At 62.5% G+C, this 14,974-nt stretch carries 10 protein-coding genes; 8 read left to right on the forward strand and 2 right to left on the reverse strand.

Features of this window, described 5'->3' with window-relative positions:
- Positions 1-106 precede the first annotated feature (106 nt).
- Both HHL09_RS09055 and HHL09_RS09060 read left to right on the forward strand, forming a co-directional pair.
- On the forward strand, positions 107-3,355 hold the full coding sequence (locus HHL09_RS09055; protein ID WP_169454236.1) for an efflux RND transporter permease subunit: 3,249 nt from the start codon (positions 107-109) through the stop codon (positions 3,353-3,355).
- Between the two features lie 24 nt (positions 3,356-3,379).
- Positions 3,380-4,453, forward strand: coding sequence for an efflux RND transporter periplasmic adaptor subunit (locus tag HHL09_RS09060; protein ID WP_169454237.1), 1,074 nt, complete (start codon positions 3,380-3,382; stop codon positions 4,451-4,453).
- Positions 4,454-4,458: 5 nt separating this feature from the next.
- Here HHL09_RS09060 and HHL09_RS09065 read toward each other — a convergent pair whose 3' ends face one another.
- Entirely contained in the window at positions 4,459-4,875 is a 417-nt protein-coding gene (locus HHL09_RS09065) for an HIT family protein (RefSeq protein ID WP_169454238.1), read from the reverse strand.
- Positions 4,876-5,179: 304 nt separating this feature from the next.
- Here HHL09_RS09065 and HHL09_RS09070 point away from each other — a divergent pair, with 304 nt between their 5' ends.
- From HHL09_RS09070 to HHL09_RS09090, 5 genes are all read left to right on the forward strand, one after another.
- A complete protein-coding gene (locus HHL09_RS09070; protein ID WP_169454239.1) occupies positions 5,180-6,127 on the forward strand; it encodes a YheT family hydrolase in 948 nt (315 codons plus the stop codon).
- A complete protein-coding gene (locus HHL09_RS09075) occupies positions 6,120-6,686 on the forward strand; it encodes a tetratricopeptide repeat protein (RefSeq protein WP_169454240.1) in 567 nt (188 codons plus the stop codon). The genes HHL09_RS09070 and HHL09_RS09075 overlap by 8 nt, the downstream gene beginning before the upstream one ends.
- On the forward strand, positions 6,683-7,084 hold the full coding sequence (locus tag HHL09_RS09080; RefSeq protein ID WP_169454241.1) for a DUF6157 family protein: 402 nt from the start codon (positions 6,683-6,685) through the stop codon (positions 7,082-7,084). The genes HHL09_RS09075 and HHL09_RS09080 overlap by 4 nt, the downstream gene beginning before the upstream one ends.
- 46 nt (positions 7,085-7,130) lie before the next feature.
- A complete protein-coding gene (locus tag HHL09_RS09085; protein ID WP_169454242.1) occupies positions 7,131-9,314 on the forward strand; it encodes an excinuclease ABC subunit UvrB in 2,184 nt (727 codons plus the stop codon).
- A 64-nt stretch (positions 9,315-9,378) separates the two neighbouring features.
- Positions 9,379-10,323, forward strand: a complete 945-nt coding sequence (locus tag HHL09_RS09090; RefSeq protein ID WP_169454243.1) for an archaemetzincin — start codon at positions 9,379-9,381, stop codon at positions 10,321-10,323.
- Positions 10,324-10,327: 4 nt separating this feature from the next.
- Here the strand turns inward: HHL09_RS09090 and HHL09_RS09095 are convergent, their stop codons facing one another.
- Positions 10,328-12,070, reverse strand: a complete 1,743-nt coding sequence (locus HHL09_RS09095; RefSeq protein ID WP_169454244.1) for an SMP-30/gluconolactonase/LRE family protein — start codon at positions 12,068-12,070, stop codon at positions 10,328-10,330.
- Positions 12,071-12,206: 136 nt separating this feature from the next.
- On the opposite strand from HHL09_RS09095, the gene HHL09_RS09100 reads away from it, so the two are divergent.
- A complete protein-coding gene (locus HHL09_RS09100; RefSeq protein ID WP_169454245.1) occupies positions 12,207-14,969 on the forward strand; it encodes an FG-GAP repeat protein in 2,763 nt (920 codons plus the stop codon).
- The last annotated feature ends 5 nt before the right edge of the window (positions 14,970-14,974 follow it).

Raw genomic sequence — 14,974 nt, forward strand, 5'->3', positions numbered from 1 at the left:
GCTGCTCGGGAACGCGCAGCGCCGGGCCAAAATTCGGAATACCGCGCAGCTTCGAAGCATCTTCGTCAACGTCATTCGCCCGCTCCGGGCAGGGGCCCCAAAGGTCATGTGGATCGTTCTTTTTGCACTCCGTTATAAATACACCATCGGTGTTCTCGGCATTCTGATCCTCCTCTTCGGCGTAATGTCCGGGCGGAAGATGTCTACCGACATCCTCCCCAAGGTGGAGAGCCCCGAGATCATGGTGGTGTGGAACTACAATGGTCTGAACGCCGCCGAAATGGCCGCGAAGATCAGCTCCTTCTCCGAGATCGCCGTCCTCAACAACGTCGACGACCTGCAGGAAGTGCGGTCGGAGAGCTCGAACGGCGTGGGCTTGGTGAAGCTGAAGTTCCAGCCTTACGTGGACATCAACACGGCGCTGGCACAGACCACCTCGGTTTCCCAGACGATCATCCGGCGCATGCCGCCCGGCACCACGCCGCCGCTGATCGTGCGGACCAGTCCCTCGAGCGTGCCGATCATCCAGCTGGTGATCTCGTCGGACACGATGACCGATGGGGCGCTCTTCGATTACGCGCGCCTGGCCCTGCGAGCCCAGCTCCAGAGCGTGCCTGGGATGCGCATCTCCCTGCCCTACGGTGGTGCGGCGCGCCAAGTGATGGTGGACCTTGATCCGGAAGCACTGAATGCCTTCGGCATGTCTGCGGCCGAAGTGAGCGCCGTGGTGGGCCGGCAAAACCTCACCTTGCCTTCCGGTTCCCTGCGCGAAGGAGGCCGCGAACTGCCGGTGGAGCTGAACGCCAGCCCCGAGACGATCCAAGCATTCCTCGATATCCCGCTGCGCTCCGTGGACGGACGCACCATCCTGCTGCGCGACGTGGCCAACGTTCGCGACGGCGAGGCAGTGAGCTCGAACATCGCACGCCTGAACGGCCAGAACGCGGTGATGATTTCCATCCTCAAGCTGGGGAACGCCTCCACGGTGGACATCATCGACGGCATCCTCGCGCGCATGGATGAGATCCGAGCCTCGGCCCCTCCGGGGATGAGGATCGAGCCGATCTTCGACCAATCGGTCTTCGTGCGCGCCGCGGTGAATGGCGTGGAGCACGAGATCCTGCTGGTGGGCGGGCTGGTAGCCCTGGTGGTCCTGCTCTTCCTCGGCTCCTGGCGCTCGACCCTGATCGTGCTGACCTCGATCCCGCTGGCGCTGCTTTGCTCGATCATCGGCCTGAACCTCGTCGGCGCGACCTTCAACCTGATGACCCTCGGCGGCCTCGCGCTGGCGATCGGTATCCTGGTGGACAACTCCCTGGTGGAGATCGAAAACATCAAGCGGCAGATCTCGCTCGGGAAGGACGTGCGCACCGCGATCATCGATGGTGCGAAGGAGGTGGCCTTCCCCGAGTTCGTTTCCACGCTCTCGATCTGTATCGTATTCCTGCCGATCTTCCTGCTGAGCGGCACGGCATCCTACGTCTTCCGCCCGCTGGCACTGGCGGTGGTGTTCGCGATGATTTCGAGCTACCTGCTCGCCCGCACCTTGGTTCCGACCTTGGCCTCGATCATTCTTCCCGCCGAAGCCCGTGCGGAGAAGAAGCGCGAGGGGCAGAAGCCGCGTGGCCTCGGCATGATCCATCACGGGATCGAACACGGCGTGGACAAGCTCGCCGACAAGCAAGGCAGCGTATTGAGTTTCCTGCTGCGCTGGAAGGTGGTCATCTTGATCCCGATCTTCATCGCGGCATCGATCGGCGTGTTCTCCGCGCTGCACTCCGGGCGTGAATTCTTCCCGAAGACCGATGCCGGCCTGATCCGTCTCTTCATCCGCATCCCGAGCGGCATGCGGATCGAAGACACCGCTCGCAAGATGGCGGAGATCCAGCGTGAGATCCGCAGCATTATCCCGAAGGACGAGCTGCAGTTTATTGTCGAAAACATTGGTGCGCCTTCCTCCGTGAACCAGGCCTGGGTGGAAACCACCTCGATCAGTTCCGCCGATGGCGAGGTGCTGGTGCAGCTCCACGGCGAGCACGGACCGAGCGGCGAGTACGAGCAGAAGATCCGCACGATGCTCGCGGAGAAATTCCCGGACATCCAATCCTTCTTCCGACCGGCGGACGCAACGAGCCAGACGCTCGCTTCCGGCGCGCCCACGACCTTCGAAGTCCGTTTCGCCGGCCGGGACGTTCCGGGCAACCTGGCGCTCGCCAAGGAGCTGAAGGAACAATTCGCCAAAGTCCCGGGTGCCGTGGACGTCACCCTTCGCGAAGTGCTGGATCAGCCCGGCTACGCGATCCGTGTGGACCGCGCTCGTGCCGCAACCTTCGGGATCACACAGCAGGATGCCGCGAACGCGATGCTCGCGGCACTGGGTAGCGGCGGCTCGATCGCCCCGAACTACTGGGCGGACCCTGCCACCGGCGCCTCCTACGACGTGCAGGTGATCGCCCCGCCATCCAATCTGGTATCGGTGGACCAACTGCTCAACCTGCCGATCCGCCCTTCCGTGGGGAGCGGTGATCCGGTGCCGCTGCGCGCTTTTGCCACGGTGGTGGAGAAGCGGGCACCCGCGAGTGTCTCCCGCACGACCATGCAGCCAACCTTCACAGTGGTGGCAAACGTGTATGGCCGCGACCTCGGCAGCGTGACCAAGGATCTCGAACACATCATCGGCAAGGAAGCCGTGGCGGCCGATCCGTCCAAGAAGAAGGAAGCCGTGCCCGCCACCGGCCTGCGCGCCAAGCAGAAGCCGGGCAACAAGATCGTGCTCACCGGCCAGGCAGCGCTGATGACCTCCGCCTACTCGGAGCTGATCGGCGGTCTCGGTCTGGCCGCGGTGCTGGTCTTTCTGGTGATGGTGGTGAACTTCCAATCCTGGACGCTGCCCTTCGTGGCGATCAGCGGCCTGCCGGTGGCCGTCTCCGGCGCCCTCTTCGGCCTGTGGGTCACCAACACGCCACTGAGCGTGCCTGCCCTGATGGGCATCATCATGGTGGTCGGCGTGTCGACGGCGAACAGCGTGCTCGTGAGCAGCTTCGCCCGCGATCGCTACGACCAAGGAGCCACTGCATGGGAGGCCGCGGTCGAAGCGGCAACCACGCGTCTCCGCCCGGTGATGATGACCGCGCTCGCGATGATCCTCGGGGTGATCCCGATGGCGCTCGGCCACGCCGAGGGCGGCGAGCAAAACGCGCCGCTCGGTCGCGCCGTGATCGGAGGCTTGGTCTTCGGCACCATGGCTTCCCTCTTCGTGGTGCCGGTAGCCTTCGCCTTCGTGCGCGGCCGGCACAAGCGAGCCAAGCAAGACGAACCGGTGATCGATGCCGACGTGATCGCCGAACCTTCCTGATCCAATTTCATCCCTTTTCCTGCCATGACTTCCCGCACGATTCTCATTTCCCTGCTGACTGCTCCGGCACTGCTTGCCCAGGAGCCCCTGGCGGTTCGCACGGTGGCGCCCTCTCCTGCGACCCAAGCCCGCGTCTATGATCTGCCAGGCCGGACCGAGCCGGTGGAGCAAGCGCGCATCTTCTCCCGCGCGACGGGCACCGTCAAAGAGCGCCCAGTGGACATCGGGGATCGCGTCAAGGCGGGCGATCCGCTGGCGGTGATCGACATTCCCGAAATCGAGCGCGAGTTGGAATCGGCCAAGGCCTCGGTGGACCAAGCAGTTGCCCGCGCCAACATCGCGCGCAGCACGGCCAACCGTTCGGCCGGGCTGGCGGAAGCGAAAGCGGTGTCCAAGGAGGAATCCGAGCAACGCGAAGCCTCGGCTGCCGAACTCGAAGCCGCCGTGCGGGTAGCGAAGGCGGAAGTCTCGCGTCTGGAAGAATTGCAGAAGTTCGGGATCGTCCGGGCGCCTTTCGACGGGACTGTTTCCGGCCGCCGGATCGATGTCGGCGATTTCGTGCGCGGCGATTCCTCGACGACCGCCGAGTGGGCCTTCCAGATGATGCGGATCAACCAGCTGCGTTTCGCGGTCGGCGCCACGCCGGACGTCGCGCTGCGGCTGACTCCCGAAACCGAGGCCGCGGTACGCTTCACCGAACTGCCCGGCCGGAGCTTCCCAGCGAAGGTGAGCCGCTCGAGCAAGTCCTTCGATACCGCCACCGGCACGATGCGGGTGGAGCTGCTGCTGGATAATGCGGACTTCACGCTGCCCGCCGGCCTCACCGGCACGGTCGGCTTCAAGCTGATGCCAGCGCCGGGCACCTACCTGCTGCCGAACAACACCCTCGTGTTGCGCGAAGGCAAATCCACGGTGGCACTGGTCGAGGACGGGAAGGTGAAGTTCATCGACGTGCTTCCCGGCCGCAACCTCGGTCCCCAGATGGAGGTGACTTCTGCCGAGCTGAAAGCAGAGAGCCAAGTCATCGTGAGCCCGAACGCAATGCTGCGTGCGGGCGATCCGGTGAATGCCTCGCCGCTGGTGGTCGCGGGCAAGTAAGCCGATCAGGCGACGGAGCCACTGTAGCTGGCGAGGGCGTGGCGGATCTCCGCCACGGCTTCGTCCGCATAGGCTTCCTTTCCATCGAAGGACCAGACGACACCCGGCCATGCCGGATCGCCGGAGGAACGGCCCACGATGTGGATGTGCATCTGGCGGACCTGATTGCCGATGCAAGCGACATTCAGCTTCTCCGGCTTGAAGTGAGCGGAGACGAATTGCGAGAAGAAGCGGATCGCCTTCGTGACCTCGGCATAGCACGCGTCGTCGAGCTGGTGCAGGTCCTCGATGCCCTCTTCCACCTCGGGAACGAGAATGAACCAGGGAAAGATCGCATTGTTCTTCAGCAGGATTCGGCAGCCATGAGAGCTGCCGAAATCGAAGCCGCCGGCTGCGAGCCGCGGGTGGAGCGTAAAAGCCATGGGCCATCCAAGGAAAGAAGATGCGGCGAACGCAAGAGCGGGCACGAGCGGGAGCGTCCAGATCACCAAAAATGAGGAATCCGCAGGACCCGCGGCTTCGCTCTGCCCGCCTGTTACGCCTGATAAAACAGGAAAATTAACAGGCTCGATTTTGCGGCACTCAGCTTCGCCGGGTGGATTTCGTGAGGATTGTGGCGCGTTGAAGTCATGGCCCGAAGCTAACCAGATCGGACCGATCTGCCGATCCCTGCCGGTGGTCCCCACCCTTGATCGGCGCGGGAAGCGCGACTAAAGGAGCGGTGTCGTGCCGATCGTTCCGTCCAGCTACCGTGCTCCCGCCCACCTCCGCGGCGGTCACTTGCAGACGATTTACCCCGCCTTGTTCCGGCGCGTGCCCCGGATCACGAAACGCCGCGAACGGCTGGAACTACCGGACGGCGACTTCCTGGATCTGGACTGGTCCACGCAGGGCAATCCACGGCTCGTCATCCTATCGCACGGCTTGGAGGCGAATTCCGGCGCGCATTACATCCAAGGAATGGCCGCCGCGCTCCAGCGCCGCGGCTGGGATGTGCTCGCTTGGAACTACCGCGGCTGCAGCGGGGAGTCGAACCGCTTGCTCCCTTTCTATCACAGCGGGGCCTCCGGCGACCTGCATCATGTGGTGACCCATGCGCTGAAGGTCCACTCCGCTCCGCAGATCGACCTCGTGGGATTCAGCCTCGGCGGGAACATGACCCTGAAGTATCTGGGCGAACGCGAAGTCTCGCCGCGGCTTCATCGTGCGGTGGCTTTTTCCGTGCCTTGTGACCTCGCGTGTTCCTCGGTCCGGCTGTCATCGCGGACCAACCGCCTCTACATGGACCGCTTCCTGAGATCGCTGCGGGAGAAGTTGGAGGAGAAGAAGCCGCGCTTTCCGGAACAGATCGACCTCACCGGGATTTCCCGGGTGCGGAACTTCAAGCAATTCGATGACCGCTTCACGGCCCCCCTGCACGGATTCCGCGATGCGGAGGATTACTGGGCTCGTAGTAGTTCACGGCCATTCTTCCCGAAGATCCGGATTCCCACGCTGCTGGTGAACGCGGCCAATGACCCCTTCCTCGGCCCCGGCTGCTTTCCGCACGAGGAGGCCGCGGCGAGCGAGTGCTTCCATTTCGAGGCGCCGGAGGACGGAGGCCATGTGGGATTTTCGACGAGTTCCGGGGAATACTGGTCGGAGCAACGCGCCGCGGCCTTTCTCGGTGCCTAACGTTTCCGCGTATTGCCAAGTTTTCCCGGCCTGCGATGATGGCGGGGTGACTGACGAAGCCATCGCAGCCTGCCAGCGTGCCATGGGATTCCTGGAACTCGGGATGCCGGAAGACGCCATCTCCGAGCTGGACTCCCTGCCCGCGGAGTCGGCGTATTTTTCTCCGGCGCTGCATCTGAAGGTGGATGCGCTTTTCCGGCTGCAGGACTGGACGGCGGCCGCAGAGATTTGCCTGCCGATGCTGGAACGGGAGCCGTCCGATCCCGGATGGTGGATTCAAGCAGCCTATGCCCAGCGGCGCGCAAGCTCGATCGTGGAGGCGGAGATCATCCTGCGCTCCGGGCTACAGGGACATCCGCGGCATGTGCTGATGCTCTACAATCTCGCCTGCTACGCCTGCGTGCAGGAACGTTTCGCCGAAGCCTGCACTCTGCTTTCCCAAGCTTTCGCCGAAGAGCCGGATCCAGCTCTCGCGATGGCGGAGAAGGATCCTGATCTGGAGCAGATCCGCCCGTGGATCCTCGAGCAGGTGAAGAGACACCGATCTGCTCCGCGATGAGCTACAAAAACACCTTCATCCGGCTCGCCCAGGATTGCCCTGAAAAGGAAGGCATCGAGCCGCCCAGCCGCGGCGGGAAGAAGCCGGTACATGCGATCCATCTCGAACTGCTGCGGAAGAGACCCTACTCCTACTCGCACGAAGAATTGATTGCTGAGGGCGAGCTACGCCGCGAGCCCTCTAGCGGAGAGACGAAGAAGGAGATCCTCACGCGCCTGCGGGCCAAGCCCATTCCCTGCCTGCGCACCTCCGCGCTGCCAAAGCGATACGGCTGGGGCCTCCATTTCGATGAGATGGGCAAGATCGCGGCCTACCCGGCCGGATCGTCGGAATACGCAAAATTCGCGGAAAACTCCGCGATCGACCAAGTCTTGGCGATGCGAAGCAAGCGTGCCTGAGGGTGCCCCTTGCGGAGGAGCCCTTCCGGGGCTACACAGGGGCCGGATGCCCTTCAAACTCTCCAGCGAGTATTCCCCACAAGGCGATCAGGCCCAAGCGATTGCCAAGCTCGTAAAGTCGATCCGGGCGGGCAATGTCCACCAAACCCTGCTGGGCGTTACCGGATCAGGGAAGACTTTCACGATGGCGAACATCATCGAGCAGATCGGGAAACCGACGCTGATCATGAGCCACAACAAGACGCTGGCGGCGCAGCTCTTTTCCGAGTTCAAGAACTTCTTCCCGAACAACGCGGTCGAATACTTCGTCTCCTACTTCGACTACTACCAGCCGGAGGCCTACATCCCGCGGACGGACACCTACATCGAGAAGGATTCCTCGATCAACGACGAGATCGAGCGCCTACGCCTCTCGACGATGGGATCGCTGCTGACGCGCGAGGACACGATCGTGATCGCCTCGGTATCCTGCATCTACGGCTTGGGTTCGCCGGATGACTACGAGGGCATGATGGTGCCGGTGTGGGTAGGCCAGCAGATCCGGCGCGATGATTTCCTGCAATCGCTCGTCGCGATTCTTTTCGAGCGAAATGACATCGCGTTCGGACGCGGCAAGTTCCGCGTGCGCGGGGACGTGGTCGAGGTTCATCCTGCCTACCTTGATGAGACCGCAATCCGCGTGGAGTTCTTCGGCGATGAGATCGACCGCATCACCAGCATCGACACGCTGACCGGTGCGGCGATCGACCGGATGGACAAGCACACCTTCTTCCCGGCGAAGCAGTTCGTCACGCCGGGCGACAAGATGAAGAAGGCGATCGTGGAGATCCGCAAGGAGGCGGAGGAGCGCGTGGCGTGGTTCGAGAAAGAGGGCAAGCTGATCGAGGCCCAGCGGCTGCGCATGCGGACCGACTACGACATCGAGATGATGCAGGAGATGGGCTTCTGCCAGGGGATCGAAAACTATTCCCGCCACCTCACCGGACGCCCGCCGGGCTCACGTCCGCACACGCTGCTGGATTTCTTCCCGGATGACTACCTGCTGATGATGGACGAAAGCCACGTCACAATCCCACAGGTGGGGGGCATGTATGAAGGCGACAAAAGCCGGAAGACGGTGCTGGTGGACCATGGTTTCCGCCTGCCCAGCGCGCTGGATAACCGGCCGCTGCGCTTCGACGAATTCATGCAGATGACGAAGCAGCGTCTCTATGTCTCCGCGACGCCGGGGCCTTTCGAGATCGTGAACTCCCGTCCGGAGAACAAGCGCTACATCCCGGTGAAGGGACGGGGTGATGACCGTGGCTTCACGCACATCGATCTCAAGAAGCTACGCATCACACCGAGCGGCAGCGCCGAACCGGTGGATGCCTTCGATCCCGGGAAAGCTGGCAAGGCCCTGGTCGTGGAGCAGATTATCCGACCTACCGGGCTTCTGGACCCGACGCTGCTCTTGCGACCACTCAAACATCAGATCGATGAAACCATCGAGCTGTGCCGCCAGCGTGTCGAGAAAGGCGAGCGCGTGCTGGTCACAACGCTCACCAAGAAGACGGCGGAAGATCTTTCCGAGTATCTCCAAGGCACCGGTTTGAAGGTGCGATACATCCATGCGGACATCGACACGGTGGAGCGTGTGGAGATCCTGCGGCAGCTCCGCGCCGCTGCTTTCGATATTCTCGTGGGCATCAACCTCCTCCGGGAAGGACTGGACCTTCCGGAAGTCTCGCTGGTCTGCATCCTGGATGCGGACAAGGAAGGCTTCCTCCGCAACGAGACGAGCTTGATCCAGACAGCTGGGCGCGCCGCCCGCCACCTCAATGGGCAGTGCGTGCTCTTCTGCGATGAAGTGACGGATTCCATCCAGCGCCTGATCGATGTGACGGAGTATCGCCGGAGCCGGCAGATGGCGCACAACGAGGAGCACGGGATCACGCCACAGAGCGTGAAGCGTGCGGTGCAGGAAAGCCTGCAGCTCTACTCGAACCAGCGCCAAGCCGCCGACAAGCTCAGCAGCTCGCTAGTGGCTGAGGACGAGGAAGCCTACGACAAGGTGCGTGTCATCGCAGAACTGGAGAAGGAGATGCTCGAGGCTTCCGCGAAGCTGGAGTTCGAGCGCGCCGCCCACCTGCGGGATCAGATCAATGCGCTGAAGGACGGGACTCCGGCCGCTTCGGCACCGAAGCAGAAGGTTTCCTACCCGAAGGCGGGACGCGGGAGGAAAAAGTAGCTCTTCTTATCCCATCGACATCCACCATTCTTTGCGGTGAATGAATGGGATGGTTCCGCTCCGAATGTGGTTTCCCCTCGCTACCCTGCTCGCGTCGTTCGGCGTCGCCCTCATGGCCTTCGAGGTGCCGGACAAGGCCCGGCGCACTTCCGCTGCGGGGTCGCTGCTGAGCCTTTCACCCAAACTGCGGCGGGCTTTCAGCGACCAAGGAGAGTTCAAGCCGAAGAGCGAGCCCACCGGCTTCGACTGGCTGGGGCAGCATGAGGAACCCGGCCAGACCTTCGACCAATATCTCGCATCGCGGCCGAACATCCCGGGATCGGTGCGGAAGAAACTCTACATCCTGCCGATCGGGGAGTTCGAGAAGGGCATTGCGCCAGACTTGGAGAAGCTCAAGAGCTACACGGCAGCCTATTACCATCCCCTCAAGGTCGAGATGCTCCCTGTCATTTCGGATGCAGCGGTGCCTGCCAAGGAGCGAACGAATCAGGGGAAGAAACAGTGGAAGAGCACCGACATTCTCGACTGGCTGCCAAAGAAGCTCCCCTCTGACGGCTACGCGATGATCGCGGTGACCATGACCGACCTCTATCCGGACGAAGCGTGGAACTTTGTCTTCGGGCAGGCTTCCTTGAGAGAACGTGTGGGAATATTCAGCTTTGCCCGCTACCATCCCAAGTGGTCAGGCGGCGAGGCTAACGCCGGGACGGAGAAGCTGGTCCTGCGCCGTGCGACGAAAATCCTTACTCACGAAATGGGGCACATGTTCGGCATCCGCCACTGCATCCACTACGAGTGCAACATGAACGGGGCGAACCACTTGGAGGAAGCGGATGCCACGCCCATGAACCTGTGCCCGGTGTGCCTGCGAAAACTATATTATGCGGTCCGGTTCAATCCAGTGGAGCGGTATGGCGAGATGCTGAGGTTTTACACGGCGAATGGCTTCGAGGAAGAAGCAACGTGGACGAGGCAGAGGATCGGGGCGATCGAGGTAGCTGCCGACTAGGCCTTCAGAGCCCTGGCTTCGGGGGCATGACGGGCTTTTCCCAGGCGAGAACGCCGGTGAGTTTCGTCTGGCGCTTGAAGACCTTGTCGCCAGCAGTGGCGTAGAGGGTTTTCAGGTCCGGTCCGGCGAAGCAAAGGTTTGAAGGGAAGCGCGCGCCCGGTGGTGGCGGGATGATGAAGTTCACCCGTCCCGGTTGATCGCAGATCTGGACACCCATGGCCGTGGCGACAAGCAGCCAGCCATCACGGGTCATGGTCATGCCATCGGCGCGGCTGCGCGGATCGGGATCCGCGGGCGGGAGATGCAGGTGATGATAAGGCTGAACATTCGCAAGCGAGCCATCCGCCAGACGTGTCGCGGCCCACACGTAGCGACCGGAGGGATCGGCAATCTCCACGCCGGTCTGATCCGGCGTGAGCGTAATGCCGTTCACGCCATTGCAGCGATCCGTGCCCATCACCTTTTCCTGGCCAGGACGAATGATCCACACGGCTTTCTTCGGCGGTTCAGTGGCGTAGATGGTGCCGTCATTCGCGACCACGAGATCATTCGCCTTGATGTCCTTGGCGTGGATCTTCTCCTCCTTCGTCGCGATGTCCCATGAGACGATCTCACCGCTGCCTGCACGACAGCCGTAGAGGCGACCATCGGGACCGAAAGCGAGGCCATTCGTGCCCCGGGTATTCTCAAGGAAGACGGAGACACTGCCATCGGCGGCCACGCGGTGAATGAGATTCTTCGGGATATCCGTGAAGAAGACGCTGCCATCCGGTCCGGGAACCGGACCTTCGGTGAAGCCGTGACCTTCGCTGACCAGTTGCCAGTCTTCACCGGCGACCAGCATCTCCTTCATCCGGCTACGACATTCATCGTAGTGAGTCTCCACCGGCTTCGGGAAATCCTTCCACAGCCAGCGCAGCACCTGCGGCATGATCGCACCGCCGTGCTCATGGGAGTGCTTTCCCTCGCCCCATTCATTGTTCACTTCATAGCCGGAGAACTTCAGCGCGGAGAGCATGTCCTGATTCGCCACCCACCAGTCGCCGCAGTAGATATTCAGGTCATTCGATCCATCCTGCAGGAAAACCCGGAGAGGTTTGGTTTCGGTCTTGCGCACCAAGACCGGAAACTCGTCTGCACCCCTGAGCCCGATGTAGGTTCCGATCATCGAATACACGCGACGAAAGGCATCCGGGCGCTGCCACGCGACATTGAATGCAGCGATGCCACCCGAAGAGGCACCGCAGATCGCGCGATGATCGGGATTGGTGCTGACGTTGTAGTCCTTTGCCACCACCGGGATCAGCTCCTCGATCAGGAAACGGGCGTAGTCGGCACTGAAGGCATCGTATTCATAGCTGCGGTTGAAACGCGGCTGGGCCTCACCGTTCTGGGCCGGGACCACGCCGGGATCGACGAAGAGGCCGATGGTTACGGGCATCTCGCCCTTCGCGATCAAGTTGTCGAAAACGATCGGGATCTTGTTCGCGCCGTTTTCGCTCACATAGCCACCGCCGTCCTGAAAGACCATCAGGCAGGCTGGCTTGGAGGCATCGTATTGTGCGGGCACGTGCAGCCAATAGGCGCGCTCGGTTCCGGGGTAGATCTTGCTGCCGGAAAAAGAGTGCTTGGTTGTCACTCCCTTCGGCACTCCCTCCTGACGAAGGGAGGCGGGATCGACGGGATAGGGTCCCTCCGCGTGAAGTGCGGCAAGGGGCAGGAGGCAAAGGAGCGCGGCGAGTTTCATGGATTCCGGAAGGATGGACGGGATGAAACCCTGGCATCTTTCCAAAGGAGCGGATGGAGTTTGTCACCGCCGCGGCCGGGGTGAGCGCATCGGAATCGACAGCCGGGTATCGGTTTACTATTTTGGAGATGCTGAAATGAAAGCTCTCCCTTGCATTCTGCGCGTCCTCTCCGCGCTGGCGGCAATGCTCGCCCTTCCCAGCATGGCCCAAGTAGCGCGTCCCTACCCGGACGCCACGCTGCTGCCCTCCTCGCAGACCCGACAGGTGAATCTTTCCGCGGCGGGCAATTCCGCCGTAGTCATCGCCCTGCCAAGCTCCACCGCCCTGATCCATGAGCGTGATGCCGCCACCGGCACGTGGTCCGAGGTCCAGATGCTCAACGGCAACTACACCGCGGTCGCTCTAAATCGCGAGGGCACCCATTTCGCCATCGCGAGGACGGGCCAGATCGACCTGTATTTCCGATCCGGGCCCGGCACTTGGAGTCTCTACGGCGTGGCCGCGGTCCCTCTCGGCTACGCGGTCAAGAAGCTCGCGCTCGATGGGGAGCGGCTGGTGGCCCTGGTAGACACCCAGGGCTCGGTCGTTCCCGGCGGCAATCTGGTGCGGATTTACGAATACAACGCCGCGGATTGGGACCTGACAAAACAGATCACCATCAATGACACCGCGGATCTCGTGCAAGTCGGCCGGGAAAGCGTGGTCTCCGATTTCTCCCTGAGCGGAAGCCGCCTGGCGGTCAGCTCTGTCACGGAGGGCTGCGTCCGCATCCATGAGCGGGATCTGGGATTACCCGGAAGCTGGAATGTCGCCAAAGAAATCACGGCCACCGGTGCTGGAGTCGATTCCCTGGGACTGAGCGTCGCCTTAAACGGATCAAGATTCGCCACCTCCACTCGCAAAGGAGCGAATACCCGGCTGGATGTCTTCAGCCAGAATGCAGGCGGCGCGAACCAGTGGGGTGCCTCTGGCACGCTCATCACGGTTCCCCTATCGGAGATCGAAACCTTGCAGGCCCAGGTCGACACGACCACCGGCTGGCTCGGGGTCATGGGGACGCCTTCGATCGGCACACTCAGCACCTTGAACCCTCCGCAGTGCCACGCGTGGATCTTCCGCGGGGTAGGAGGGGGCGCCGAAAACTGGACGCATGCCGCAGACTTCACGGTGAGGCGACCCGCGCTCTTTGCCGGCCCGGCGATTGGCATGGGCTTCGCTGGAGAGGATTTCCTCTACGGCTTCGGTCCCCCTCAGACCGCCAATCTTTCCGCGCTATGGCTAGCCTCTGTCCACCGTCGTAGCACCGGCGGCGCCGATGGCTGGCAATTGCAGCAGACCCTGAAGGGTCCGGAATCGGCGGCGAGGATGGGAAGGTCGATGGCGGTCTCCGGAGGCTTCGTGGCGGTAGGCATGCCGGACGACAGTGCCGCAGGGATCGGAAGTGGCAGCGTGATGGTATGGTATCGCGTTCCTACGCCCGGCAACTCGGTCTGGATTCCAGTCGGTCGCTTCCAAGCCAATGTTCCCACAGCGGGTGCCAATTTCGGAAAGAGCGTGGCCGTTATCGAAGGCAGCAGTAGTGAAGATTGGCTGGCGGTCGGCGCGCCCGGAGAAAACTCCAATCGCGGTGCGGTTTATCTTTTCAGGCTGTTCAACTCGGGCCCAACGACGGCCACCAAGCGGGTGGTCGCCTCTCCCCTCGATTCCGCTGATAACTTCGGAAGCAGTGTTTCCCTATGGAAGAACAATCACCTGGCGGTGGGCTCTCCCGGCGATGATGATGCAGGCTCCAACGCAGGCGCGGTCTTCATTTTCGATCAAGGCTTCGGCGGCACCAACAACTGGGGCCTGCGAAAGAAAATCCCGCGCCCCGCCGGGGAGACACATCCCGGCTTCGGGACCTCGGTCGCCTTCACGGATGACCTGCTCTGCGCGACCCTGCCCGCGCTGGGTACGGCGACGGGAAAAATTTTCGCCCACGCTCCAAACCAGGGAGGAACCGAGAACTGGGGGCAGGTCTCCTTCAAAACGGCTCCTGCCGGATCGCCGCCGGGATTTCCCGCCGCACTCGGGGCAAACGCGACGCAGGAAACCGTGGTGGTAGGGGCACCCGGCGATGTTCCCGCCGTACCGGGGAAGGCTTACCTTTTCGGACTGGATGCTTCCGGAGCCTGGGAGGACATTGTGCCATTCGGCGGCACGGCCGCGGAAGGCCATGGCTTCGGCACCGCGGTGGCGATCAGTGGCGCACGAATCGTCATCGGGAATCCTCTGTTCGGCTCTTCCGGAAAGACCTTCTCCTACGACATCCCGGTGCTCTCTTCGCCGCCTGCCTTCACCCTCATGTGCACCCGCGAGGGTTCACCGGGGGATGCCGTAGGCAGCGCGGTGGGAGCGATGCCTCTGCTCAGCCTTTCCGCCGCGCCTTGGTCAGACCTCGCTGCAGCGGACGGGGGTGCGGTGTTTGTCGATCGCGCCGGCGCTTATGAATTGTGGGCCGCCAGCCGGGGCGCCGCCTTCACCCAGTGGCTTCCGGAGGAAGACCCCGATGGCGACGGCCTGAGCAACCTCGGCGAATTCGGGATGGGCGGAAATCCCCTCTCCGGAAGCAGCCGGCCAGCACTGGTGATGAGCCGGACGACCTTCACCAACACGAGCACCACCTTCGCCGCCATGCGCTGGGACCGGCCGTCGCTGCCGTATTCCGTGGGCGGACTGAACTACCAGATGCGTCGTAGTTCAGATCTCTTGCGCTGGAACAATGCTTCCCCGGACGGAGGCTTGGGCTTGGGTGATCCACCTGGACGTTATTTCCGCATTCTCGGTGGGCGGGGGTTCTTCCGAATCGATTTCCAGTATCCTACAAATCCTTCCATCGCGCTCGACGTCGTCGAGTAGAAGCG

Origin of the sequence: Luteolibacter luteus, from assembly GCF_012913485.1 — a bacterium.
In the GTDB taxonomy this organism is placed as follows: Bacteria; Verrucomicrobiota; Verrucomicrobiia; order Verrucomicrobiales; family Akkermansiaceae; genus Haloferula; species Haloferula lutea.

Excerpts from the sequence above, each read along its gene's own strand:
- HHL09_RS09055 (WP_169454236.1), top strand. The coding sequence starts at position 107 with ATGTGGATCGTTCTTTTTGCACTCCGTTATAAATACACCATCGGTGTT.
- HHL09_RS09060 (WP_169454237.1), top strand. The coding sequence starts at position 3,380 with ATGACTTCCCGCACGATTCTCATTTCCCTGCTGACTGCTCCGGCACTG.
- HHL09_RS09065 (WP_169454238.1), bottom strand. The coding sequence starts at position 4,875 with ATGGCTTTTACGCTCCACCCGCGGCTCGCAGCCGGCGGCTTCGATTTC.
- HHL09_RS09080 (WP_169454241.1), top strand. The coding sequence starts at position 6,683 with ATGAGCTACAAAAACACCTTCATCCGGCTCGCCCAGGATTGCCCTGAA.
- HHL09_RS09085 (WP_169454242.1), top strand. The coding sequence starts at position 7,131 with ATGCCCTTCAAACTCTCCAGCGAGTATTCCCCACAAGGCGATCAGGCC.
- HHL09_RS09090 (WP_169454243.1), top strand. The coding sequence starts at position 9,379 with ATGTGGTTTCCCCTCGCTACCCTGCTCGCGTCGTTCGGCGTCGCCCTC.
- HHL09_RS09095 (WP_169454244.1), bottom strand. The coding sequence starts at position 12,070 with ATGAAACTCGCCGCGCTCCTTTGCCTCCTGCCCCTTGCCGCACTTCAC.
- HHL09_RS09100 (WP_169454245.1), top strand. The coding sequence starts at position 12,207 with ATGAAAGCTCTCCCTTGCATTCTGCGCGTCCTCTCCGCGCTGGCGGCA.